Origin of the sequence: Methylibium sp. (assembly GCF_035762065.1) — a bacterium.
In the GTDB taxonomy this organism is placed as follows: domain Bacteria; phylum Pseudomonadota; class Gammaproteobacteria; order Burkholderiales; family Burkholderiaceae_C; genus Methylibium.
Window position 1 is genome coordinate 130973 of the sequence record NZ_DASTPW010000055.1, and the last position, 24075, is coordinate 155047.

Here is a 24075-nt window from a genome sequence, read left to right on the forward strand (position 1 = left end):
CTCAACCCGGCGCGCGCGGCCTCCCGAGCAGGCCGGCCAGCGCCTCGGCGATCGAGCGCATCACGGGCCCGTCGCCGCGTCCCTGCCGCCGCGCCTGCGCACCGCGCGCAAGCGCGCTGCGCAGCACCTCGAGCAGCTCGTCGATCCGGTAGGGCTTGTGCAGGAAGGCGTCGTAGCCGGTGAAGGCGCGGCGCACTTCCTCTTCCTCGGCGGCGCTCATCATCACGATCGGCACCGCGGCCGTCGCCGGTGACGTGCGCAGCGCGACACCGAGTTGCGCGCCGCTCATGCCCGGCATCATGAAATCGGTCAGCACGAGGTCGGGCAGGTGCTGCGCGATGCGCTGCATCGCCTCGTGCCCGTTGCCGGCCAGCATCACGCGATAGCCTTCGACCTCCAGCATGAGCTGCAGCACTTCGGCGGTGCCGTATTCGTCTTCGACGACGAGGATGGTCTTCTGGGACATTCGCTGCTGCCTTTCGCTTGGCGCTCAGTCGGCCGGGTCGAGGCGCAGTCCCAGCGCCGAGATCTCGAAGCTGCGCGGCGCCGGATCGAAACCCTGTCCACGTGCTTTCTCGATGCGCAGCTGGCGCCGGCCGCCGACGACGGACAGCCGCAGCGTCTGCTCGGCCACCGCATCGAGGCCGCCGAGGGCCGACGGCGCGCCGAGCGCGGCGAGTTCATCCTGATCGCAGACGATCAGCGTCGCGACGCCACGCTGGCGCAGCTCGGCGCACAGCGCGCCGACGAAGCGCGAGCCGCGCTCGGGAAACATCACCGTCGCCGCCAGCCCACCGATCGAATCGATCACGACCCGCCGCGCGCCGAGCCGGTCGACGGACTGGAGCAGCAGGTGGCCGAGCTGGTCGAGCGCGTGGCGCTCTGCGACCAGGCCGCAGAACTTCAGTGCACCGGCTGCCAGCACGCGCTGCAGATCGATGCCGACACCGGCGGCCAGTTCGCCCAAGTCGTCCATGTCTTCGTTGAAGCCGAGCATCACGCCGCGTTCTTCGGCACCCCCCTCGGCCAGGAAGCGCAGCGCCAGCAGCGTCTTGCCGACACCGGCGGGCCCCTTCACCAAGGTCGTCGAGCCACGGCGCAGCCCGCCGCTGCCGAACATGGCATCGAGCGCAGCAACGCCCGTGCCCGTCACGCCGCGCGCATCGTCGGGCCGTGGAGCCATCTGCTGCACGCTCTCGAGCCGCGGAAAGATGTGCAGGCCGTCGCCGGTGATGCAGAACGAATGCTTGCCGCGCACCGGCGCGGCCCCGCGGAACTTGGTGATCTGGATCAGCCGCTCGTTGCGCATGCCGAAGGCGTGGTCCTCGAGCACGAAGATGCCGTCGACCATCGTCTGCTCGGCCGCGATGCTGCGCCCCTGGCCGCTGGTCAGCAGGAGCACGTTGCAGCCGATCAGCGTCGCGAGGCTCTGCATCTCGTGCACGAATTCCTTGAGCTTGGTGCCTGCGTCGTCCTCCGCGCCGGGAGGCAGCACCAGACCGTCGAGCACCAGCATCGTCGCGCGCTGGCGCGTGAGCTCGGTGCGTACCAGGCCGACGATCGCCTTCAGGTCCCCGCCGACCAGCGCGCGGTAGCCGCTCACGTAGCCGATGCGGCTGCCCACCAGGCTCGCGTCGAAGAACGACTGGCCGAGCATGTGCTGCATCATCCTCGCGTGCGATTCGGCCAGCAGCGTGAGGTACAGCGCGTTGCCGCCCGCGGCGATGTGCGCGAAGCACAGCTGGTTCGCGAGCGTCGTCTTGCCGGTGCCCGGCGCACCCTGCAGGAAGTACACGCCGGCTTCGAGCAGGCCGCCGCCGAGCAGCGTGTCCAGCCCCGGCAGATGGGTCTTCACCCGTCCCAAGGTCTTCATTTCCGTCCTCCCTCGATTTCGTTCACTCGGCATCGCTTGATTCGGCCGAGGAAAGTGTCGCCGCGATCAGCCGCTGCAAGGCCTGCAGGTCGATCGGCTTGACCAGGTGCTCGTCGAAGCCGGCGGCGCGGGTGCGCTCCCTGTCGCGCGCCTGGCCCCAGCCGCTGACCGCGACCAGCGTCACGTCGTCGAAGCCCGCCATGCGCCGCAGCTCGCGCGCGACCTCGAAGCCGTCCATCTGGGGCATGCCCAGGTCCAGCAGCACCAGCCGCGGCCGCAGGCGCGCGGCGGCTTTCAGCGCAGCCGCGCCTTCGTGCACGACCGTCACGCTGGCGCCGAGCAGTTCAAGCAGCTGGCCGAGGCTGTCGGCGGCGTCGCGGTTGTCGTCGCACACGAGCACCTTGATCGTGCCCGGCGCCTCCGCGGTCGCGACTGGCGGCCCGCCGTCGCCGTGCGCCGGTGCCGGCGCGGCCACCAGGGGCAGGCGCACGACGAAACTGCTGCCGCGACCCGGCCCGTCGCTGTGCGCCGAGACGCTCGCGCCATGCATCGCGAGCAGGTTGCGCACGAGGCTCAGGCCGATGCCCAGACCGCCCTGGGCACGCGCGGCGCCGGCCTCCGCCTGCGCGAACAGGTCGAACACGCGCGGCAGCAGCTCGGCATCGATGCCCACGCCGTTGTCGCGCACGCTCACCACCGCCTCGTCGCCTTCGCGTTTCGCGCTCAGCGAGATCAGGCCGCCGCGCTCGGTGTACTTGGCGGCGTTGTTCAGCAGGTTGGCGAACACCTGCGCGAGCCGGACCGCGTCGCCGTCGACCACCATCGGCTCGGGCGTGACGATGTCGATCTCGAGCCGGTGGCCGGCCTGGTCGATCAGCGGCCGGGCGGTCTCGACCGCGCTGGCGAGCACGCCGGCCAGCGGCAGCGGCGCGCGCTGCAGGCGGATCTTGCCTTCGCTGATGCGCGCGACTTCGAGCAGGTCGTCGACGAGGCGCACGAGGTGATCGAGCTGGCGCTTCATCATTGCGTGCAGCCGGTCGGCGACCGCCGGCTCGACCTGCATCTGCAGCAGGTGCAGCGAATTGCGCAGCGGGGCGAGCGGGTTGCGCAGCTCGTGGGCGAGCGTCGCGAGGAACTCGTCCTTGCGGCGGTCGGCACGCTGCAAGCCGTCGTGCGCGGCCTTCAGCGCGTCGGCGTGGCGCTTCTGGAAATCGACGTTGGTCGAGGTGCCGTACCAGCGCAGCAGCCGGCCTTGCTCGTCGAACGCCGGCTCGGCGCGGGTCAGGAACCAGCGGTATTCGCCGTCGCTGCGGCGCAGCCGGTAGTCGGCGGTGAACGGGCTCTGGCTGCGCATCGCGTGCTGCCAGCGCGCGAAGACCTGCGGCCGGTCGTCGGGGTGGATCACCCGCGGCATCACCTCCGGCCCGGCCTCGACGAGCCCGGTGAATTCGCGCCACTGGCGGTTGACGAACTCGAGCCGCCCGTCGGGGCCGTTGACGTAGACGATCTGCGGCATCGCGTCGGCCATCTGCGCGAGCCGCTGTCCGCTCGCGAGCAGCTCCTGCTGCGTGCGCGCCCGCTCGATCGCGTCCCAGCAGCGGCTCGCGACGCCCTGCATCAAGGCGACGTCCTCGGCCTGCCATGCGCGCGGCTGGCGCTGCTGCACGCCGAAGACCGCGACGAGCCGGCCGTCCTTCAGCAGCCCGACCGAGACGTTGGCGCGCGTCTGCAGCGCGCGCAACGCGGGCCGCTGCTCGACGAGCCGCTCGTCGGTCTCGACATCCTCCACCACGTAGGGCAGCCCGGCGCGGTACAGCGCCAGCTGCTCGCGGCCGTAGCCCACGAGGCCCAGGCGGCCGGCCGGCACGGGCATCTGCGCGTCGCGCACCCAGACGCCGTCGGCCAGGACCTCGACGCCGTCCTCGTCGGAGGTGACGGTGGCGAAGAGGCAGCGGTCGACGCCGAGGTGCTTGCCGAGCAGGCGCGTGGTGGCACTCAGCACTTCGCGCGGCGTGCGCAGCGCCTGGGTGTGCTCGTGCAGCGTCAACAGGAAGCGGTGCCGCGATTCGCTCTGGCGCAGCGCCGCGTCGCGCTCGGCCAGCTCGGCGCGCGTGCGCGCCAGCGCGATCACGCCGTCGATGCGCGCGAGCAGCTCGCGCGCCTGGAAAGGCTTGACGAGGTAGTCGTCGGCCCCGGCCTGCAGGCCTTCGAGCCGCGCCTCGTCGCCGGCGCGCGCCGACAGCAGCACGAGCGGAAGCGGCCGCGTGCGCGGGTCGGCACGCAGCGCGCGCAGCAGCGCGAAGCCGTCGAGCCCCGGCATCATCACGTCGCTCAGCACCAAGTCCGGCTGCGCCTCGCGGGCGAGGCGCAGCGCCTCGTGGCCGTCGGCCGCGCTCAGCACCCGATGCCGGCGCGCGAGCAGCCGCCGCAGGTAGGCGCGCATGTCGGCGTTGTCGTCGGCGACCAGCACCGTGGTGGTGGCAGCCGCGCCATCGGCGCTGCCGGCGGCGGGCGCCTCGGCGCCCGCCGGCGCAGGCTCGTCGATTGCGGCGGAGCCGGTGTCGCGCAGCCAGTCGCCGGCCAGGTCGGTCCAGGTGCCGGCTTCGCGGGCGGGCTCGTGCGGTCCCCAGGCCGTCGGCGGCGCGAGCCGCTCCGGCGGCAGGTGGGCGCATCCGAAGCGCAGCCGCACGCTGAAGCTGCTGCCGCGTCCCGGCTCGCTGAGCAGCGCAACGCTGCCGCCGTGCAGCCGTACCAGCTCGGCGACCAGCGCGAGCCCGATCCCGCTGCCTTCGATGCTGCGCCCGCGGGCGTCCTCGACGCGGTAGAAGCGCTCGAACACCTTGGCCTGCTCGGCCGGCGCGATGCCGATGCCGGTGTCGCTGACGGTGAGCAGCGCGCCTTGCGCATCGGCCGCGAGCCGCACCTCGATGCCGCCCTCGTGCGTGTACTTCAGCGCGTTGCCGACGAGGTTGAAGACGATCTTCTCCCACATGCCGCGGTCGACGTGGACCGGCTGCGGCAGCGGCTCGCAGCGCACCTCGAAGCCTAGTCCGGCGCGCTCGATCGCGGCGCGGAAGACGCTGGCCAGGTCGGCGGTGCAGGCGGCCAGATCGACCGGCTCGAAGCTCGCCTGCATCCGCCCTGCCTCGATGCGCGAGAAGTCGAGCAGCGGGTTGACCAGCCGCTGCAACCGGCTGCCGCTGCGCTGCGCGAGCTGCAGCAGCTCGCGCGTGCCGTCGTCGCTCTCGTCACCGTCACTGCTGCGCGCGAGCAGCTCCTCGACCGGTGCGAGCATCAGCGTCAGCGGCGTGCGCAGCTCGTGGCTGACATTGGCGAAGAACGCGGTCTTCGCGCGGTCGAGCTCGACCAGCGCGTCGCGGCGGCGCTGTTCCTCTTCGAGCGCGCGCGCGTCGTCGATCGCCTTGCCCACCTGCGCGGCGAGCAGCGCGAGGAAGCGCTCGTAGGCATCGTCGAACGCGAGCCGCGGGCTCAGGCCGCAGACGAGGAAGCCGGACAGCTCGTCCTGCCGCCCGGCGCGCGCGAGCGGCAGCACCCGCGCGCGCGCGACGGCCTCGGGCCACGGCGCCGCCGGTTGGGCGCCGAAGCGCTCGATCACGTCGTCCACCGTCGCCGCGCGGCCGCCGTCGCGCACTTCGGCGAGCGGCCATTCGGCAGTGCCGTCGCCGCGCACCGCCCGCAGGCTCTGAGCCGCCGGCAGCGCGGCCGCGCCGTCGAGGCCCTGCGCGAACTGCAGCGTGGCGGTGTCGGTGGCTTCGTCGATCAGGTAGAGCAGCACGAAGGGCAGGTCGCTGCGCGCCTTGGCCAGCGCCCCCTCCACCTGCGCTGCGGCCTGCGCGACGCTGCGGGCTGACGAGGTCGCGTTCGACAAGGCCGCCAGCATCGCGAGGCGGCGCTCGGCGAGGCGGCGCTCGGTCTCTTCGCTGACCACGCACAGCATGCCCTCGACCGCGCCGGCATCGCCGTGCACCGGGCTGTAGGAGAAGCTGTGGTACGTCTCCTCCTTGTAGCCGCGGCGTTCGAGGAAGAGCAGCAGGTTCTCGTCCCACGTCGCTTCGCCATCGTGCAGCACGTGCTCGATGCGCGGGCCGATCTCGCTCCAGATCTCGGCCCACACCTGGCGCGCCGGCGCGCCGAGGAAATCGCGCTTCGAGCCGAGCGTGGGCCGGTAGGCGTCGTTGCAGAAGAAGACGAGCTCGGGACCCCAGGCGAGCCACATCGCGAAGCGCGAGTCGAGCATCAGGCGCACGACGGTCTTCAGGCTGCGCGGCCAGTCCGCCGACGGTCCGAGCGGTGTCTTCGACCAGTCGAAGGCGCGCATCGCCGCGCCCATCTCGCCACCGCCGGACAGCGTGTTCATGCGCGGGCGTCGACGGCGAACACCGACTGCGGATTCACGGCGGATTGCCCGGGTTCGAGGTGCATGAGGCCCGCGACTCTAAGCGCGTGTCTACACGCCGTCGATGGTGTGACGGAGCACACCCACAGGCATGCCGATTGCCGCTCACACGGCCGTTTTTCAGGCGCGTGTTTCTCGGCGCCGTCCCGGGTCAGGCAGCGTGCTGCGCTTGGGCGATGGGCACTTCACCGCGCAGCGAATGCGGGTAGGCCGCGACGATGCGCACGTCGATCAGCTGCCCGACGAGCCGATCGCCGCCGGCGAAGTTGACGATGCGATTGCATTCGGTGCGGCCCATCAACTCCGGTACGCCGCCCGCGCCGGGCTTGCGTGCCGCGCCCTCGACCAGGATGCGTTGCAGCGTGCCGACGCGGCTCGCGCCGATGCGGCGCTGGTTCGCCTCGATCGCCTCCTGCACCTGCGAGAGGCGCGCGAGCTTCACCTCGCGCGGCGTCTCGTCGGCGAGCGCCGCGGCCGGCGTGCCAGGGCGCGGGCTGTAGACGAAGCTGAAGCTCGCATCGAAGCCGATCTCGTCGATCAGCTGCATCGTCTTCGCATGGTCCTCGTCGGTCTCGCCGGGGAAGCCGACGATGAAGTCGGTCGACAGGCTGATCCCGGGCCGCAGCGCGCGCAGCCGGCGCAGCTTCGACTTGTATTCGAGCGCGGTGTAGCCCCGCTTCATCGCCGCGAGGATGCGGTCGCTGCCGTGCTGCACCGGCAGGTGCAGGTGGTCCACCAGCTGCGGCACGCGGGCGTACGCGTCGATCAGCCGCGCGCTGAACTCGAGCGGATGGCTGGTCGTGTAGCGCAGGCGCGCGATGCCCTCGACGGCCGCGACGCGCTCGATCAGCGTCGCGAAGTCGGCGAGCGGCGCGTCGTCGTCGCTTCCGACGCGGCCGCGCCAGCCGTTGACGTTCTGGCCGAGCAGCGTCACCTCGCGCACGCCTTGGGCCGCGAGCGCCTCGATCTCGCCGATCACGTCGGCCAGCGGCCGCGAGACCTCCTCGCCGCGCGTGTAGGGCACGACGCAGTAGGAACAGTACTTCGAGCAGCCTTCCATGATCGACACGAAGGCGCTCGGCCCCTGCACGCGCGCGGGCGGCAGGTGGTCGAACTTCTCGATCTCGGGGAAGCTGATGTCGACCTGCGCGCGCTTGGCGGAGGCGTCGAGCAAGGCGGGCAGCCGGTGCAGCGTCTGCGGGCCGAACACCACATCGACATACGGCGCGCGTTCGAGGATCTGCGCGCCCTCCTGGCTCGCGACGCAGCCGCCGACGCCGATCTTCACGCCGCGCGCCTTCAGGTGCTTGACGCGGCCGAGGTCGCTGAACACCTTCTCCTGCGCCTTCTCGCGCACCGAGCAGGTGTTGAACAGCACGAGGTCGGCCTGTTCGACGTCGGTGGTCGGCTCGTAGCCCTGCGCCGCGCGCAGCACGTCGAGCATCTTGTCGGAGTCGTACTCGTTCATCTGACAGCCGAAGGTCTTGATGAAGACCTTCTTCGCCGGCGGCTGCGCGCCGCTCACGGCCGGCTCCAGAGCTGCGCCGCGGGATCGAAGCGCCATTGCTGCGCCTCGAGCGGCGTCGCGGGCCACAGGCCGGTGGCTTCGTCGTTGCGCAGGATCCAGACGTCCTTGACGAGCCCGAGGGTGTCCACGGTGTAGAGCACGCGCGCCTGCAGGCCGGCGACCGCGCCGCTGACGAGCAGCAGGTTGTCGGGCCCGCGCAGCCGCAGGCCGGGCGCGAGGCGCGCGCCGGAGCCGTTGAGCCGCACCTCGGGCGGATCGGTGAAGGCGATTTCGCCGCGCAGCGCGTTCTGCGGGAAGTTGCGCTGCACCTGCGCCGGCGCGGCGGTGGCGAACGCGAGCAGCGCGACGAGCGCCAGGCCGGCGCGCCGACGCGCGAACCGGCGGGGATTACAGCGGAGCATGGTGTAGATCCAGGGGCTGCAAAGGCCCGGATTCTAGGAAGGCCGGCCTGCGCGGGCCGGCACGCGAAGCGCTGGTCGGCGACCGATGCGGCGCTAGTTCGCGCCTTCGCGGCCCAGCGCGGCGACGAGCGCGGCATCGACGCCCCAATCGCGCAGCACCGCTTCGCCGTCGGCGCCCGGCCGGGGCGGCGGCCGCGGCGTCGCGGCCACCGTGCGATCGAAGCGCGGCGCCGGCGCCGACTGCACGATGCCGTCGATCTCAACATGGCTCGCGCGCGAGCGAAGGTGCGGGTGCGCAGCCGCCTCGTCCCAGTCGAGCACCGGCGCGACGCAGGCGTCGCGGCCTTCGAAGGCCGCGCACCAGTCGTCGCGCGAGCGGGTCGCCATGACCGCGGCGAAGCGCTCGCGCCACGCCGGCCAGCGCGCGCGGTCGCCCTGCGGCGCGAACTCGGCCGCGTCGAGCCCGAGCCCGCGCAGCAGTTCGGCGTAGAAGGCCGGCTCGATCGCGCCGACCGCGAGGAAGCGCCCGTCCGCACAGGCGTAGCAGCGGTAGAACGGGGCGCCGCCGTCGAGCAGGTTCGCTTCGCGCGCGCCGTGCCACTCGCCCGCGGCACGCAGCCCGTGGAAGAGCGTGCCGAGCAGCACCGCGCCGTCGCACATCGCCGCGTCGACCACCTGGCCGCGCCCGCTGGCACGCGCCTCGTGCAGCGCGCACATCAGCCCGAAGGCGAGCAGCAGCGCGCCGCCGCCATAGTCGCCGACCAGGTTCAGCGGCACCGGCGGCGGCTCGCCGTCGCGGCCCATCGCATGCAGCGCGCCGCTCAGCGCGATGTAGTTCAGGTCGTGGCCGGCACGGCGGCTGAGCGGGCCGGTCTGGCCCCAGCCGGTCATGCGGCCGTAGACCAGCTTCCGGTTGCGCGCGAGGCAGGGCGCGGGGCCGAGGCCGAGCCGCTCCATCACGCCGGGGCGAAAGCCCTCGATCAGCGCATCGGCGCGTTCGACCATCGCCAGCAGCACCGCGGCCGCGCTCGGCCGCTTCAAGTCGAGCGCGAGTGAACGCCGGCCGCGCGCCGACAGGTCGAAGCGCGGATCGAGCCCCAGCGCGCCGCCGGCGCCGGGCCGGTCGATGCGCACGACCTCGGCGCCCTGGTCGGCCAGCAGCATCGCGGCGAACGGCGCGGGGCCGAGCCCGGCCATCTCGATCACGCGCAGGCCCTGCAATGGCCCCGGCATCGACGGCTCCTTCGTGCGGCCGCGCGTCAGTCGAGCGCCGGCAGCACCTCGGCGCGCAGCGTGACGCGCGCGGCTTCGACGTCAGGGATCACCGAGCGCACCACGTCCCAGAAGCGCGGGCTGTGGTTCATCTCGCGCAGGTGCGCGAGTTCGTGCGCGACGACGTAGTCGATCGTCGGCAGCGCGAAGTGGATCAGCCGCCAGTTCAGGCGCACCGAGCCGTCGGCGCTGGCGCTGCCCCAGCGCGTCTGCGCGGCGCTCAGCGCAATGCGGCGCACCTGCACCCCGAGCTGCGGCGCGTAGTGCGCGCAACGTTCGTCGAACACGCTGCGCGCCTGGCGCTGCAGCCAGGACTGCACGAGGTCGCGGATCTGCTCCGGCGCGGCCGTGTGCGGCAGGCCCACCCGCAGCAGCCGCCGCGGCACGCCGGCGAGCGCGCGCTGCCCGGCCGGCGCGGGCTCGGCGTCCAGCCGCGCACCGGCGATGCGCGGATCGAGCAGGAGCACCAGCGTCTCGCCGAGGAAGGGCAGGCTCGCGCCGTCGCGCCATTCGATGCGCGCCGCTGCGTGCCGGCGCGCGCGCTCGCGCTGCTCGGCGAGCTTGGCCTGGATCCACGTCGACTTCTCGCGCAGCGCCGCCTCGACCTCGGCCACGCCGACCCAGCGCGGCGCGCGCACCGTCAGGCCTTCGACGCCGACCACCATGCCGATCGAGCGGCGCCGGGCGCGGCGGAACTCGTAGCGCACGAGCGCGCGGCCGAGGGCGATCTCGCGGTTGGCTTGCGGGTGCTCGAAGCGCTCGGGCGGGGTCATCGGCGGCGGGGGCTTCGGGACAGGCCGCGGCGCTTCGAGGTCGAGTCGCGGGGCCGCGGCCGCGCCGGAGCGCAGCGGCGCTTCATCGGTCGCGGCGGACGCTTCGTCGTCGGCGAACAGCGGCAGGTCGAGCTGCTGGTCGCAAGCGACGAGGTCGGCGGCGGGCCGGCGTTTCATGATGGGCGGCGAGTATAGAAGTCGCCCCTCACATCGCCGCTCAGCTCGTGTAGGCGGCCGGGTCGATGCGGCGCATCTCGGCTTCGATCCAGGCTTCGACTTCGCGCATCAGCTCGTCGGCCTCGCGGCCCACGCTCGGGATCGGCGCGCCGATCGATACGTCGATCGTCCCCGGCGTCAGCACGAAGCTCCTGCGCGGCCAGCACACCGCCGAATTGACCGCGATCGGCACCACCGGCACGCCGGTCGCGACCGCCAGCCGCGTCGCGCCGTTCTTGTAGCTGCCGCGCTCGCCGCGCGCGATGCGCGTGCCTTCGGGAAACATGATCACCCAGTGGCCGCGGCTCATGTACTCGCGGCCCTGCTCGGCCACCTTCGACCATGCCTCGGTGCGCCGGCTGCGGTCGATGTGGATCATGTCGAGCCGGCCCATCGCCCAGCCGAAGAACGGGATGTAGATCAGCTCGCGCTTGAACACGTAGCACAGCGGGTGCGACATCAACGCCGGAAACGCGAAGGTCTCCCAGGTGCTCTGGTGCTTGGGGCACAGGATCACCGGCGCGAGCCGGTCGCTGGAACTCTCGCGGGACGGCAGGCGCTCCATACCGTGCACGCGGTAGCGCACGCCGCAGATCGCCTTCGCGCCCCAGATCGACAGGCGCAGGAAGCCCACGCACATCCAGTAGAGCCGGTCGCCGCGCAGCACGATCGACGCGAGCAGCACCGCGATCGCGATCGGCACCACCGTGATCGCCATCCATGCGACGAACAGCGCCGAGCGGATGCGCGCGAGCAGCGTCACCCGGCGCGGCATCGGCATCGGCGCCGGCTGCGGCGCCGAGGACGGGGCGCCGTCGATCGACGCGGAGGAAGGAGACGGTTTGGCGCTCATCGTTGTGAAAGTGGCAGGCGCGGCATCAGACGCGGGTGACGAGCCCGCCGGCGTCGCTGTCGGGCTCGTCGGCTTCGCCCCGCGCGGCGGCGCGCGCGCGGCGTTCGCGCTGCACGACGAACTCTGCGAACTGCGTCAGGTCCGCATGCGCGGTGCTGCCCGGCACCCGGGCCAGCAGCGCCTCGCCGGCGGCATCGTCCAGCCCCTGCGACTTGCCGGTCAGCACCAGGTGCGGCTCGCAGCCCGCGGCAGCCGCGGCCTGCAGATCGCGCAGGCTGTCGCCGACGGCCGGCACGCCGGCCAGCTCGATGCCGTAGCGCCGGGCGATCTGCTCGAACAGCCCGGGCGCGGGCTTGCGGCAGCCGCAGCCGTCGGCCGGCGCATGCGGGCAGAAGAACACCGCATCGACACGCCCGCCCACGCGCGCGAGTGCCGCGTTCATCTTCGCGTGGATCGCGTTGAAGGCCGCCGCGTCGTACAAGCCGCGGCCCAGGCCCGACTGGTTGGTCGCCACCACCACGTGCCAGCCGGCGTGGTTGAGTCGCGCGATCGCCTCGAGCGAACCCGGCAGCGGCTGCCACTCCTCGGGCGACTTGATGTAGTCGTCGCTGTCGGCGTTGATCGTGCCGTCGCGGTCGAGGATGACGAGCTTGTGGGTGGGGTTCATGCGGTGGCGCGGCCCGACCCGTCGATGCGGCGACGCGCCCAGGCTTGCATCGTGTCGATCGCGGCGCGCGCCGGATCGAGCACCGCGATGCGTTGCAGCAGCCGGGTCGGCTCGATCTTGTGGCGCAGCAGCGCACGCACGAAGTCGGCGTCCTTGTCGCGGCCGGGAACGCACTTCGAGACCGCGAGGTCGTGCAGCTCGGGGGAGATCGCGGTGACCTCGCCGAGGTGGTGGAGCGTGGCGTGGTTTATCCCGTCGGCGGGCATGACGGCGGTGTCCGGGCCGACGCCGTCGGCGTGGGAGCCGAAGGTTTCGTCGAAGCTGGACAGCGCGTCGATCGCGCCGTCGATGAGCTCGGCCCGCTCGGGATGCAGCGCGGGGTAGAGATCGACCTCGCGCGATACGAGAACCTCCTTCGGCGCAAGAGGATGCGGCAACAGCACGGCCTGTCTCCCCACCCCGATCAGCTTGTCCTCCTGCGCGATGGCGGCTGCGGCCCGAAGCACGTGGTCGAACTGTTCGCGCGTCATGAGCGGCGCGCTTCGCGCAGCAATTGCATGCGCTCGCCTTGCGTGATCAACACCGAGACAGGCGACACGCTGCGCAGCACCTGCGCGTCGTCGGTCGCGGCGCAGACGGCCGCTTCGAGCCGGGTCGCATCGCGCTCGTCGAGCATCGACTGCCATCGGTCCCCGTAAGCATCGCTGCGCGTCGCCCCGGACGGCCGTCGCCAGCGCGCCAACTGCTCGCTCGCCTTTCGCCGTGCCGATTCGTCCACACGCAAGCGCTTCACAGCCAGACGGTGGGCGGCCATCAGAAAACGATCGTTGACGACGCGCGGGTCCATGGGCCGCGATTATCGAGAGCCCCGGGTCACGCCGCCAGCCTGGACAGGTCGGCCACGCGGTTCATCGCGGCGTGCAGCGTCGCGAGCAGGCCGAGGCGGTTGGCGCGCAGCGCTTCGTCGTCGACGTTCACCATGACCTGGTCGAAGAAGGCGTCGACCGGCTCTTTCAGCGCCGCAAGGGCCTGCAGCGAAGCAGCGTAATCGCCGAGGGCGTAGGCGGCGTCGGCCTGCAGCTTGACCGCCTCCAAGGCTTCGGCGAGCGCGGCCTCGGCCGGCTGCTGGAGCAGAGCCGGATCGATGCGCGGCTCCACGCGGTCTTCGACCTTCTTGAGGATGTTGGCCACGCGCTTGTTGGCCGCGGCGAGAGATGCGCTCTCGGGCAGATGCGCAAACGCCGCGACCGCAAGCAGCCGGGGCCGCACCTCCACGAGAAGCACGGGCCGCAACGCAAGAACGGCGTCGACGTGCTGGGTGCGAAAGCCCCCCGGGGCATCGATGACGGCGTTCTGCCCGGTCCGCCGCGCAACTTCGGTGACTTCATCGAAGCCGCTCTGCACCGAGAAGTAATGGCGCGTGCGTTCATCGAGGAAGGCGAGCACCGGTGCCCGCGCCCCGGTCGCCGCATCGCCGAAGCTGGCCACCGCCCGGTCGACAAGCCCAGGCGTATCGAGGCGCAGCGCCTTCTCGGCCAGCAGACGGATGACGCCGAAGGCATGCCTGCGCAACGCGAACGGATCCTTCTCCCCCGTCGGCACCTGCCCGATGCCAAAGAGCCCGACCAGCGTCTCCAGCTTGTCGGCCAGCGCGAGCACCACGCCGACCTCGTTGCGCGGCAGTTCGTCGCCGGCGAAGCGGGGCTTGTAGTGGTCCTCGATGGCGAAGGCCACGTCCTCGTCGATGCCCTCGTGCTGCGCGCAGTAGCGCCCCATCGTGCCTTGCAGCTCGGGGAACTCGCCGACCATGTCGGTGAGCAGGTCGGCCTTCGCGAGTCGCGCGGCGAGCTCGGCCTTGGCGGCAAGCGCGGGGCCGCCGAGCTCTTCACCGATCGCACGGGCAATGGCCTCCACGCGCCGCACCCGCTCGCCCATCGAGCCCAGCTTCGCGTGGTAGGTCACCTTGTCGAGCCCGGCGGCGCGATCGGCGAGCCGCGTCTTCTTGTCCTTGTCGAAGAAGAACTTTGCATCCGCGAGGCGCGGCCGCACGACGCGCTCGTTGCCTTCGATCACGCGGCTCGGATCGGCAGGACTGATGTTGCTGACGATCAGGAAGCGGTTCGTCAGCCGCCCTTCGCCGTCGAGCAGCGGGAAGTACTTTTGGTTGGCCTTCATCGTCAGGATCAGGCATTCCTGCGGCACGTCGAGGAAGCTCTCGTCGAAGCGGCCGAGCAGCACCTTGGGGCGCTCGACGAGCGCGGTCACCTCGTCGAGCAGGGCGTCGTCGTCGATCGGGCTCAGGCCCTCGCCCGCGGCCGCGTGCTGCAGCTGGCGCGCGATGTCGTCGCGGCGCTCGGCGAAGCTCGCGATCACCGCGCCCTGCTCGCGCAGTTGCGCCGCGTAGCGCTCCGCGTGCTCGATCACGACGGGATCGACCGCCGCCTCGAAGCGGTGCCCGTGCGTCGTCCGGCCGGCCATCAAGCCGAGCACCGCGACCGGCACCACCTCGTCGCCATGCAGCGCGACCAGCCCGTGCGCCGGCCGCACGAACTGCACGTTGCTCCAGCCGGGCAGCGCGCCGCTCGACGGCTGGTAAGTCATCAGCTTCGGGATCGGCAGCTTCGCGAGCGCCTCGTCCAATGCCCTTTGCAGGCCGGCGGCCAGCGTCGCGCCGGGAACGACGCTGTCGAAGAACAGCGCCTCGACCTTGCCGTCCATCTGGCGCTTCAGCGCCGGCAGCACCGACGCATCGGCGCCGAGGCTCGCGAGCTTCTTCAGCAGCGCAGGCGTCGGCTGGCCGTCGGCCGCGAGGCCGACGCTCGCCGGCATCAGCTTGACCGACTGCGCCTTGTCGGCCGCACGCGGCAGCACCGCGCTCACTTGCGCGCCCAGCCGCCGCGGCGACGCATAGCCGGTGACCACCGAGTCCGCGGTCGCGAGACCTTGCGCCCTCAGGCCGTCGATCAGCCCCTGCGCGAAGGCCTCGCCGAGCTTCCTCAGCGCCTTCGGCGGCAGCTCCTCGACGAACAGTTCGACCAGCAGCGTCGCGCCCATCAAGCCGCCTTCTTTTCGATCGCCGCCAGCGCCTCGTCGGCCCAGAGCTTCGGCGCCATCGGGAAGCCCAGCCGCGCACGGCTGTCCAGGTAGCTCTGCGCGACGGCACGCGCCAGATGGCGGATGCGCCCGATGTAGGCGGCCCGCTCCGTCACGCTGATCGCGCCGCGCGCATCGAGCAGGTTGAAGCTGTGCGCCGCCTTCAGCACCTGCTCGTAGGCCGGCAGCGCGAGCTGCCGCTCCATCAGCTGCCTGGCGTTGCCTTCGTGCGCGGCGAAGGCGCCGAGCAGGAACTCGACGTTGCTGTGCTCGAAGTTGTAGGCGCTCTGCTCCTGCTCGTTCTGCAGATAGACGTCGCCGTAGCTCAGGCCTTCGGTCCACTCGAGCTTGTAGACGTTGTCGACGCCCTGCAGGTACATCGCGAGCCGTTCGAGGCCGTAGGTGATCTCGCCCGTGATCGGCCGGCAGTCGATGCCGCCGACCTGCTGGAAGTAGGTGAACTGCGTGACTTCCATGCCGTTGAGCCACACCTCCCAGCCGAGGCCCCAGGCGCCAAGCGTCGGGTTCTCCCAATCGTCCTCGACGAAGCGCACGTCGTTGCTCTTGAGGTCGAAGCCGAGCGCCTCGAGGCTTCCGAGGTAGAGCTCGAGGATGTCGTCCGGCGCCGGCTTCAGCACCACCTGGTACTGGTAGTAGTGCTGCAGCCGGTTCGGGTTCTCGCCGTAGCGGCCGTCCTTCGGGCGCCGGCTGGGCTGGACGTAGGCCGCCTTCCACGGCTCGGGGCCGAGCGCGCGCAGGAAGGTCGCGGTGTGGCTGGTGCCGGCGCCGACCTCCATGTCGTAGGGCTGCAGCAGCGCGCAGCCGTGCCCGGCCCAGTAGGTCTGCAGGCGCAGGATGAGTTGTTGGAAGCTGAGCATGCAGGAGACGGACGCGGCCACGGCCCGGGGCGGGGTGCGCGAGTTTAAGAGTGCGGTCCGGGCGTGCGGCCTGCCTCGGGCCGGGCGCCCGCAGGAGCGCTCAGGCTTCCCGCAGCCTCAGCCGCATCTTCAGACCCACGGGATGCATCGTGAAGCTCATCCGCTCCTCGGGCTCGCCGCCGCCGTCGGTGCCGACGTGCAGCAGCTCGAAGTTGCGCGCCAGCATCGCGAGCACCATCTTCATCTCCAGCAGCGCCAGGTAGCGGCCCGGGCACAGCCGTGGGCCGGCGCCGAAGGGCATCGAGGCCTTCTGCGCCTCGCGCTCGCCGCCGGGGAGCCAGCGCGCGGGGCGGAAGTCGGCGATGTCGGCAGCGCCGCGCGCATCGAGCGCCGCCGCGCGCATCAGGCACATCAGCGGCGTGCCGCGCGGCGCGGCGCAGCCGGCGATCACGGTGTCGTGGTTGCTCTCCAGGAACAGCAAAGGCGCGACCGGCTTCAGCCGCATCGCCTCCTGCACCGCGCGTTCGATGCCGTCGAAGCCGCGCGCCACCTCGAAGCCCGCCGGCAGCGGCTCCGCGCCCAGGGCGCCATCGACCTCCTCCACCACCGCCTGCCACGCGTCGCGATGCGTGTGCAGCAGCCACAGCGCCCAGCCGAGCGTGTGGGCGGTCGTGTCCTCGCCGGCCAGCAGCACGGTGACGACGTTGCCGGCGATTTCCTCCTCGGTCAGCGCTGCACCGTCGGCGTCGCGTGCGGCGAGCATCGCTTCGAGCAGGTCGGTCGGCTGCCCGCGTCGCTGGGGCTCGTCCTCCAGCCGCTGCCGCGCGGCGCGCACGAAGCCCTGCACCGCCTGCTGCACCGCGGCCAGGTGGCGGTCGAAGGCGCGGTCGATCGGCAGGCGCAGCCAGCGCCAGTAGGCGAACGGCAGGTTGATGCGCCGAAACAGCATCGGGAACAGCTTGTCCAGGTGCTCCTGCAGCGGCTGCGGTGCCTCGAGCGTGTTGAGATCGGCGCCGAAGGCCAGACCGGTCGTCACGTCGACCGTGTAGCGCGTCAGCGAGGCCTGCAGGTCGATCGGCTCGCCGCGCCCGGCCGCCTCGCGCCAGCACGCCGCGAGCCGAGCGGTCACGCGCCGCAGCGACGGGTAGAAGCGCTTCAGGTGGGCCGGATCGAAGGCGCTCATCACGAGCCGGCGCTGGCGCCGCCAGTCGTCGCCCTCGCACGAGAACAGGCCGTGCCCGCCGGCCTCGCGGATCACCGCCTCGATCGGTCGGATGCGCCGCCAGGTGTCGGGCCGCTCGCGCAGGGCGCCGGCGATGACCTCGGCGTCCGCGACCACCAGCGCGTCGCGCCCGCCGAGGCGCAGCCGGTACAGCGGGCCGTGCTGCGCGGCCCAGGCTTCCATCTGGCGATGCAGCCGCCGCAGCTTGAGCTGCAGCGCGTTGCCGACGATCGGCCAGGGGCGCGGCCCGGGCAGGTCGGCGACGCGGCGCAGCGGGGCGGCGGGGGCGCTCGTCGTCGGCGCGGCGGCCGTGGATTCGACGCGATCTGCATGAGGCAAGGCCGACATCGCAGGCTCCTCCGATGCCCGGCCGTGAGCGCGGCGAGGCCGGACGATTCTGCGCGCGCACGGCCGCGACCGCCGCCGAAGCGCATCCCGCGAGGCCCGTCCTGACACAGCCGGCGCGGCCGCACCACGCCCGGCGCGGCCGCGCCAGCCCGGACTGGCCCGGGTTCGGCGCACAAGCCGTGGGCATAGCATCGAGCGGCGCCGTGGCGGCCGCGGTGCCGGCTTCTCGCCGATCGCGGCCTGCCCTTCGTCGCACCGAGGCCGCCGTTGGCCCTTGCCGTTCGTCCTTCGCTCCCGAACCCGTGAACCGCCCCGCCCTGCCGACGGCCTTGCCGATCGCCCTGCTGCTCGCCGCGCTGCTCGGCGGCTGCGCGACGCAGCGCCACGAGCCGCGGCCGATCGAGCCGGCCGCCGAGCAGGCGCGCTGGCTTGCCGCCGACCCCGACGACCCGGCGCTGCGCGAGCGCCTCGCCGCGCTCGGCGCCGACACCTCGAACTGGCCGCTTCCCGAATGGAACGCCGACGCGCTCACCGCGCTCGCGCTCGCGCGGCATCCCGACCTCGCGATCGCGCGCGCCGAGCTCCAGCGCGCCGAGGCCGCGCGCGCCGCGGCGCTCGAGCGGGGGCCGCTGGGCGCGGAGACCACGCTCGAACACCACAGCGCCGACGGCGTCAGCAGCTCGCCGTGGAGCCTGACGCTGGTCTTCGATGCGCTGCTGACCGGCCGCGAGCGCCGCGCCGCGCAGGCCGAGGCGGCCGAGTCGCTGGCGCGCGAGGCGGTCGCGCTGGCGGCCGACGCGGCCTGGCGCAGCCGCCAGCGCGTGCACGGCGCGCTGCGCGAGTTGCGCCACGCGGTGCCGCGTTCGCGCGCGAGCGAGGCGGCGCTCGCGCAGCAGCGCGTGATCGTCGCCGCGCTCGAAAGCCGGCTCGCGCAGGGCGTGGCCGACCGCGGCGAGCTGCTGCTCGCGCGCCGCGCCGAAGGCGAAGCGCAGCAGCAGGCCAGCGCCGCGCGCGAAGCCGTCGCGCAGGCCGGCCTCGCGCTGGCTGCCGCGGTCAACCTGCCGGCGACGACGCTCACCGCGCTGCGCATCGACACCGCGCCCGCCGCGCAGGCGATCGACACGCCGGCGATCGAACTGCAGCGCGCGGCCCTGCTGAACCGCATCGACCTGCGCGCCGCGCTGGCGCGCTACGCGGCGGCCGACGCGGCGCTGCGCGTCGAACTGGCGAAGCAGCACCCTGAGCTGGTGCTCAAGCCCGGCTTCGGCTGGGACCAGGGCGACCGGCTCTGGACGCTGGGTCTCGCGCTCCAGCTCCCGCCCGGCGGGCGCAACCAGGCGGCGATCGCGCAGGCCAGCGCGCAACGCGAGATCGACGGCGCGCGCGTGCTCGCGCTGCAAGCCGCGGCGCTGGCCACGCTCGACGCCGCCCGGCAGTCGCTCGCGGCCGCGCGGCTGCGGCGTGACGAGGCCGAGGCGCGCTGGTCGCTCGCGCGCGAGCAGCTCGCGCGCACCGAGCGGCGCTTCGACGGCGGCGGCGCCGACCGCATCGAGCGTGCCGCCGCGCGGCTCGCGGCCGCCGACGCGGAGCGGCAGTTCGTCGAGGCGCAGGCGGCGCAGGCCATGGCGCTCGGCGCGCTCGAAGACGCGGTGCAGCAGCCGCTCGAGGCACCGGCGCGCGGCTTCGCGTCGACCCGGGCGGGGGCGCGATGAGCGCCGCCCTGCCGCTCGGCCAGCGCCGGCGCGCCGCCGGCCAGGCGGCGTGCGGCGCGGGGGCGCTTCGATGAGCCGCGCCGCGCTCGTGCGGCTGCTGGTCGCGCAGACCGTGCTGCTGGTCGTCGTCGCCTGGGCCGGCATCTGGTTCGCGCGCGACGAGTACCGGCGCGCGACGGCGCCGCTCGACGACGACGAAGGGCTGGCGCGCGCCGCCGCGGCGGTCGAGGAGGACGGCGTGCCGACGGTGCGGCTCAGCGTCGCGGCGCAGCGCAACGTCGGCATCGAGGTCGCGATGCCCGAGCCCGCCAGCCACGGCGCCGAGGCGCAGGTGGCGGTGGTCGTGCAGGACGCGCAGCCGCTGATCGAGCTGCAGGGGCGGCTGCGCGCGGCGCGCCACCAGCTCGAGGCGGCGCGCAGCCAGTCGGCCGCGAGCGGCGCCGAGGCGCGGCGGGTGCAGGCGCTGTACGACGACGATCGCAACGCCTCGCTCAAGGCGCTGGAAAGCGCGCGCGCCCAGGCCGCGGCCGACGCGGCGCGCGAGCGCGAGGCGCTGGCCGCGCTGCGCGCGCTGCGCGAAGGCGCGCGGCTGCCGTGGGGCGCGGCGCTCGCGCGCGAACTGGAGGACGACGCGGCCGGCGGCCGGGTCGCACGCATCGCCTCGGGGCGCGAACTGCTGCTGCGCGCGCTGCTGCGCGGCGACGCGGCGGCGCCCGAACGCGCGCAGCTCGCGGTGACGCTGCCCGGCCGCGACGCGCCGCTGCTCGCGCGGCCGCTCGGCGGCGTCGGCACCTCGGCCGCGGGCGGCGAGGCCGCCGGCGCGCGCAGCCTGCTGTTCCAGGCCGCCTGGCCCGCGAACGCCGGGCGCGCGCCGGCCGCGGGCCAGCGCTACACCGGCCAGCTGCGCGATGCCGATCGGGCCGCGAACGCGGGCGTGCTGGTGCCGGCCTCGGCGATCGTCTGGCATGCCGGGCAGCCGTGGATCTACATCCGCGAGAGCAACGAGCCGCAGCCGGTGTACGCGCCGCTGCACGGCGAGCCGCTGCCCGGCATGGCAGCGAGCGCCGCCGCGCCGAAGCCGGCACCGGAGAAGCCCGCGAAGCGCGACGACGATGACGACGACAAGCCGCGCCCGGGTTCCGCGAGCGCGGCCTCGGCGCCGGCCGCGAAGGCCGCGGCGGCCGCCGAGCCGCCGCCTGCCGCGACCCACGCCTTCCAGCGCCGTGCGGTGCCGCAGGCGCGCCGCGTCGGCGACCACTGGTTCCTCGACGGCTATGCCGAGGACGACCCGGTCGTCGTGCGCGGCGCGCAGGTGCTGCTCAGCGAGGAGCTGAAGTACCAGATCCGCAACGAGAACGACGACTAGATGTCGACCACCCCGTTGCGGCTTCGCCGCGTTCCACGCCCTCGCAGAGCTCGGGCGGCTCGCTTGGCGTTCGAGTCCGCGCAGGCGGACTCTCTCGTCCCGCTCGCCCCTCCAGGGGCGCCGTTGGCGGACCGGCGAAGCCGGATCCGCGGCGGCCCCTCGGTGGGCCGAGCGATGCACGCGCCGGTGCACCGAGCGGCAGCCGGCCCTTCGCTGTGCTTGCAGCCCTGATCCGCTTTTCCGTGCGCCGCGCGGCGCTCACCGTCGCGCTGGCGCTGGCGCTGCTCGGCTTCGGCGTGAGCCGCATGTTCGGCGCGAGCCTCGACGTCTTTCCGGAGTTCGCGCCGACGCAGGTGGTCATCCAGACCGAGGCGCCGGGCCTCGCCGCGCCATGGGTGGAGGCGCTGGTGACGCAGCCGATCGAGCGCGCGATCCAGGGCCTGGAGGGCCTGCAGTCGCTGCGCTCGCAGTCGATCCCGGGGCTGTCTGTGGTGACCGTCATCTTCACCGACCGCAGCGACATCCACCGCCACCGGCAAAGCGTCGCCGAGCGGCTCGCGCAGGCCGTGGGCGAGCTGCCGCCGGGCATCGCGCCGAACCTGACGCCGCTGACTTCTTCGGCCAGCACGGTGCTCGGCCTGGGCCTCACCGCCGCGCGCGACGCGAACGGCGCGCCGCGGCTCGACGCGCTCGCGCTGCGCTCGCTGGTCGATCGCACGCTGCGCCCGCACCTGCTCGCGGTGACCGGCGTCGCCGACGTCAACGTCTTCGGCGGCGAACGCGCGCAGTGGCAGATCCGCATCGATCCGGCCCGGCTCGCCGCGGCGCGGCTGTCGCTCGGGGAGCTGGCCGCGGCCGCGCGCGAGGCGACCGGCGTGCGCGCGGCCGGCTTCGTCGAATCCGCGAACCAGCGCATCGCGCTCGGCATCGAGCCGCCCGGCGTGGGCCGTGGCGCCGACGACCCGCAGGCGAACGGCGAGATCGCGCGCGAGCTCGAACGCGCGGTCGTGCGCGCGCCCACCGGGAACGGCGCCGCGCTCCTGCTGCGGGACGTGGCCACGATCGCCCCCGGCGGCGCGCCGCGCATCAACGCCGCGCTGATCGACGGCACGCCCGGCGTCTTTTTGCTGGTGCAGGGCCAGCTCGGCGCGAACACGCGCGACGTGACGCTCGCGCTCGACGCGGCGCTGGATCGCATCGCGCCGGTCGTCGAGCGATCCGGCGCGACGCTGCACCGCGACCTGTTCCGCCCGGCCGGCTTCATCGAGACCGCGGTCCGCAACGTGCAGCGCGACGTCGCGATCGGCGCGGCACTCGTCGTCGTCGTGCTGTTCGGCTTCCTCTACAACGTGCGCACCGCGGTGGTCTCGGCGCTGGCGATTCCGCTGTCGCTGGTCGCCGCCGTGGAAGTGATGCGCGCCCTGGGCCAGAGCCTGAACATCATGGTGCTCGGCGGCCTGGCGATCGCGCTCGGCGAGGTGGTCGACGACGCGATCATCGATTGCGAAAACATCTACCGCCGGCTGCGCGAGAACCGGCTGCTCGCGCAGCCGCGGCCGGTGCGCGAGGTGGTGGTCACCGCCTCGATGGAGGTGCGCTCCTCGGTCGTCTACGCGACCTTCATCGTCGCGCTCGCTTTCGTGCCGCTGCTGACGCTGTCGGGCGTCGCGGGCAAGCTGTTCGCGCCGCTCGGCGCCGCCTACATCGCGGCGATCCTCGCGTCGCTGGTGGTGGCGGTGACGGTGACGCCGGCCCTGTCGATGCTGCTGCTCGGCGCCGCGAAGCTGCCGGCGGCCGAAGCGCCGCTGGTAGCGTGGCTCAAGCCACGTTACCGGCGCGTGCTGGTCGCGGTCGAGCGGCGCGCGGGCGTGGTGCTCGGCGTCGTCGGCGCGCTGATCGTCGTCGGGCTCGGCACGCTGCCGCTGTTCCGCAGCGAGTTCCTGCCGCCGCTGAAGGAGGGCCACTACATCGCGCACATGGCGGCGGTGCCGGGCACTTCGCTTGACGAATCGATGCGCCTGGGCGAGCGCGTCTCGGCGGCGCTGCTGGCGATCGACGGCGTGAAGTCGGTCGCGCAGTGGATCGGCCGCGCCGAGAACGGCGCCGACACCTTCGGGCCGCACTACTCCGAGCTGGAGATCGAGATCGGCCAGGTCTCCGGCGCCGAGCAGCGCCGGCTGCTCGCGGCGATCCGCGAGACGCTGGCCGGCGAGGACGACGATGCCGCAGGCGACGGCGACGCGGCCCCGCGCGACGCCGACGGCCATCAAGCGGGCTTCGCCGGCCTGCAGTTCGGCGTCAACACCTTCCTGACCGAACGCATCGGCGAGACCGTCTCCGGCTTCCCGGCCGACGTGGTGGTGAACCTCTACGGCCAGGACCTCGACGCGCTCGAACGCGACGGCCAGCGCGTCGCCGCGCTGCTCGCGGCGCTTCCCGGCGCGCGCGAGGTCGGCCTGCTCGCGCCGCCCGGCGCGCCGCAGCTGAGCGTGCGGCTGCGCGCGGAGCGGCTCGCGAAGCACGGCCTGACCGCCGGTGAGGTGATGGACGCGGTGCAGATCGCCTACGACGGCCTCGCGGTCGGCCGGCTGCAGCAGCGCGACGCCGCGACGCCGCTGGTGCTGGTGCTGCCGCCCGAGGCGCGGCGCGACGCGAGCGGCGTCGCGCGGCTGGCGCTGGTGACGCCGCTGGGCGCGACGATCGAGCTGGGCGAAGTCGCCGACGTCGAGATGGTGCAGGGCCGCGCGAAGATCCTGCGCGACGGCGGCCGCCGCGTGCAGACCGCGACGGCCAACATCGCCCCGGGCCAGGACGCCGAGGCCTTCGTCGCGACGCTCGAGCAGCGGCTCGCGAAACCGGGGCTGCTGGCCGCCGGCCACCACGCCGAGGTGCTGAGCAAGGCGGCGGCGCAGCGCGCGGCGCGCGTGGAGCTGATCCAGGTCGCGCTGCTCTCGGGCCTGGGCGTCGCGGGGCTGCTGCTGCTCGCCTTCGGCTCGGCACGCCACCTCGCGCTGGTGTTCGTGAACCTGCCGTTCGCGCTGATCGGCGGCGTCGCCGCGGCGCTCGCCACCGGCGGCGTGCTGAGCCTGGGCTCGGTGGTCGGCTTCGTCACGCTGTTCGGCATCACGCTGCGCAACTCGATCATGCTGGTGTCGCACTACCAGCACCTGTGCGACGTGGAGCGGCTGCCCTGGAACCTCGACACCGCGCTGCGCGGCGCGATGGAGCGGCTGCCGTCGATCTTGATGACCGCGCTGGTCACCGGCCTCGGCCTCGCGCCGCTGGCGCTGGGCAGCGCCGAGCCGGGCCGGGAGATCGAAGGCCCGATGGCGACGATGATCGTCGGCGGCCTCGTGAGCTCGACGCTTTTGAACCTGCTGGTGCTGCCGACGGTGCTGCTGCGCTTCGGGCGCTTCGGGCGCGCCGGCGTGCCGGAGACTGCGGCGGCATAGCGAT

17 protein-coding genes are annotated in these 24075 nt (G+C 73.3%); 3 read left to right on the plus strand and 14 right to left on the minus strand.

All coding sequences use genetic code 11. From position 1 onward, the window contains the following. Position 1 precedes the first annotated feature (1 nt). The 14 genes from VFR90_RS17390 to VFR90_RS17455 all read right to left on the minus strand — a co-directional run bounded on the left by VFR90_RS17390 (position 2) and on the right by VFR90_RS17455 (position 17541). Complete coding sequence (locus tag VFR90_RS17390; protein WP_326407427.1) at positions 2–466, minus strand: response regulator; 465 nt, start codon at positions 464–466, stop codon at positions 2–4. A gap of 24 nt (positions 467–490) precedes the next feature. Beyond that, positions 491–1873 (minus strand): ATPase domain-containing protein, encoded by a 1383-nt coding sequence (locus tag VFR90_RS17395; RefSeq protein ID WP_326407428.1) that lies wholly within the window; start codon positions 1871–1873, stop codon positions 491–493. 22 nt (positions 1874–1895) lie between these two features. Continuing rightward, entirely contained in the window at positions 1896–6251 is a 4356-nt protein-coding gene (locus tag VFR90_RS17400; protein WP_326407429.1) for an ATP-binding protein, read from the minus strand. A 190-nt stretch (positions 6252–6441) separates the two neighbouring features. Beyond that, positions 6442–7815, minus strand: coding sequence for a tRNA (N6-isopentenyl adenosine(37)-C2)-methylthiotransferase MiaB (miaB, locus tag VFR90_RS17405; RefSeq protein ID WP_326407430.1), 1374 nt, complete (start codon positions 7813–7815; stop codon positions 6442–6444). After that, on the minus strand, positions 7812–8219 hold the full coding sequence (locus VFR90_RS17410; protein WP_326407431.1) for a hypothetical protein: 408 nt from the start codon (positions 8217–8219) through the stop codon (positions 7812–7814). Before VFR90_RS17410 ends, miaB begins: the two co-directional genes overlap by 4 nt. 93 nt (positions 8220–8312) lie before the next feature. Then, positions 8313–9452, minus strand: coding sequence for a CaiB/BaiF CoA transferase family protein (locus VFR90_RS17415; RefSeq protein WP_326407432.1), 1140 nt, complete (start codon positions 9450–9452; stop codon positions 8313–8315). A gap of 26 nt (positions 9453–9478) precedes the next feature. Beyond that, positions 9479–10441: a M48 family metallopeptidase gene (locus tag VFR90_RS17420; protein WP_326407433.1), complete on the minus strand. Its 963-nt coding sequence runs from the start codon at positions 10439–10441 to the stop codon at positions 9479–9481. Positions 10442–10481: 40 nt separating this feature from the next. Continuing rightward, on the minus strand, positions 10482–11255 hold the full coding sequence (locus VFR90_RS17425) for a lysophospholipid acyltransferase family protein (protein WP_326407478.1): 774 nt from the start codon (positions 11253–11255) through the stop codon (positions 10482–10484). A 103-nt stretch (positions 11256–11358) separates the two neighbouring features. Further along, positions 11359–12000, minus strand: a complete 642-nt coding sequence (gene gmhB / locus VFR90_RS17430) for a D-glycero-beta-D-manno-heptose 1,7-bisphosphate 7-phosphatase (protein WP_326407434.1) — start codon at positions 11998–12000, stop codon at positions 11359–11361. Next, positions 11997–12530 (minus strand): hypothetical protein, encoded by a 534-nt coding sequence (locus VFR90_RS17435; protein ID WP_326407435.1) that lies wholly within the window; start codon positions 12528–12530, stop codon positions 11997–11999. The genes gmhB and VFR90_RS17435 overlap by 4 nt, the downstream gene beginning before the upstream one ends. Beyond that, positions 12527–12847 (minus strand): hypothetical protein, encoded by a 321-nt coding sequence (locus VFR90_RS17440; RefSeq protein WP_326407436.1) that lies wholly within the window; start codon positions 12845–12847, stop codon positions 12527–12529. Before VFR90_RS17440 ends, VFR90_RS17435 begins: the two co-directional genes overlap by 4 nt. Positions 12848–12873: 26 nt before the next feature. Next, on the minus strand, positions 12874–15054 hold the full coding sequence (glyS, locus tag VFR90_RS17445; protein ID WP_326407437.1) for a glycine--tRNA ligase subunit beta: 2181 nt from the start codon (positions 15052–15054) through the stop codon (positions 12874–12876). Then, a complete protein-coding gene (glyQ, locus tag VFR90_RS17450; RefSeq protein ID WP_326407438.1) occupies positions 15054–15971 on the minus strand; it encodes a glycine--tRNA ligase subunit alpha in 918 nt (305 codons plus the stop codon). Before glyQ ends, glyS begins: the two co-directional genes overlap by 1 nt. Positions 15972–16071: 100 nt before the next feature. Next, complete coding sequence (locus VFR90_RS17455) at positions 16072–17541, minus strand: cytochrome P450 (protein WP_326407439.1); 1470 nt, start codon at positions 17539–17541, stop codon at positions 16072–16074. A 302-nt stretch (positions 17542–17843) separates the two neighbouring features. Here VFR90_RS17455 and VFR90_RS17460 point away from each other — a divergent pair, with 302 nt between their 5' ends. The 3 genes from VFR90_RS17460 (at position 17844) to VFR90_RS17470 (ending at position 24071) form a co-directional block, all read left to right on the plus strand. After that, positions 17844–19253 (plus strand): TolC family protein, encoded by a 1410-nt coding sequence (locus tag VFR90_RS17460; RefSeq protein WP_326407440.1) that lies wholly within the window; start codon positions 17844–17846, stop codon positions 19251–19253. Between the two features lie 70 nt (positions 19254–19323). Next, on the plus strand, positions 19324–20619 hold the full coding sequence (locus VFR90_RS17465; protein WP_326407441.1) for a hypothetical protein: 1296 nt from the start codon (positions 19324–19326) through the stop codon (positions 20617–20619). A gap of 215 nt (positions 20620–20834) precedes the next feature. Further along, positions 20835–24071 (plus strand): efflux RND transporter permease subunit, encoded by a 3237-nt coding sequence (locus tag VFR90_RS17470; RefSeq protein ID WP_326407442.1) that lies wholly within the window; start codon positions 20835–20837, stop codon positions 24069–24071. The last annotated feature ends 4 nt before the right edge of the window (positions 24072–24075 follow it).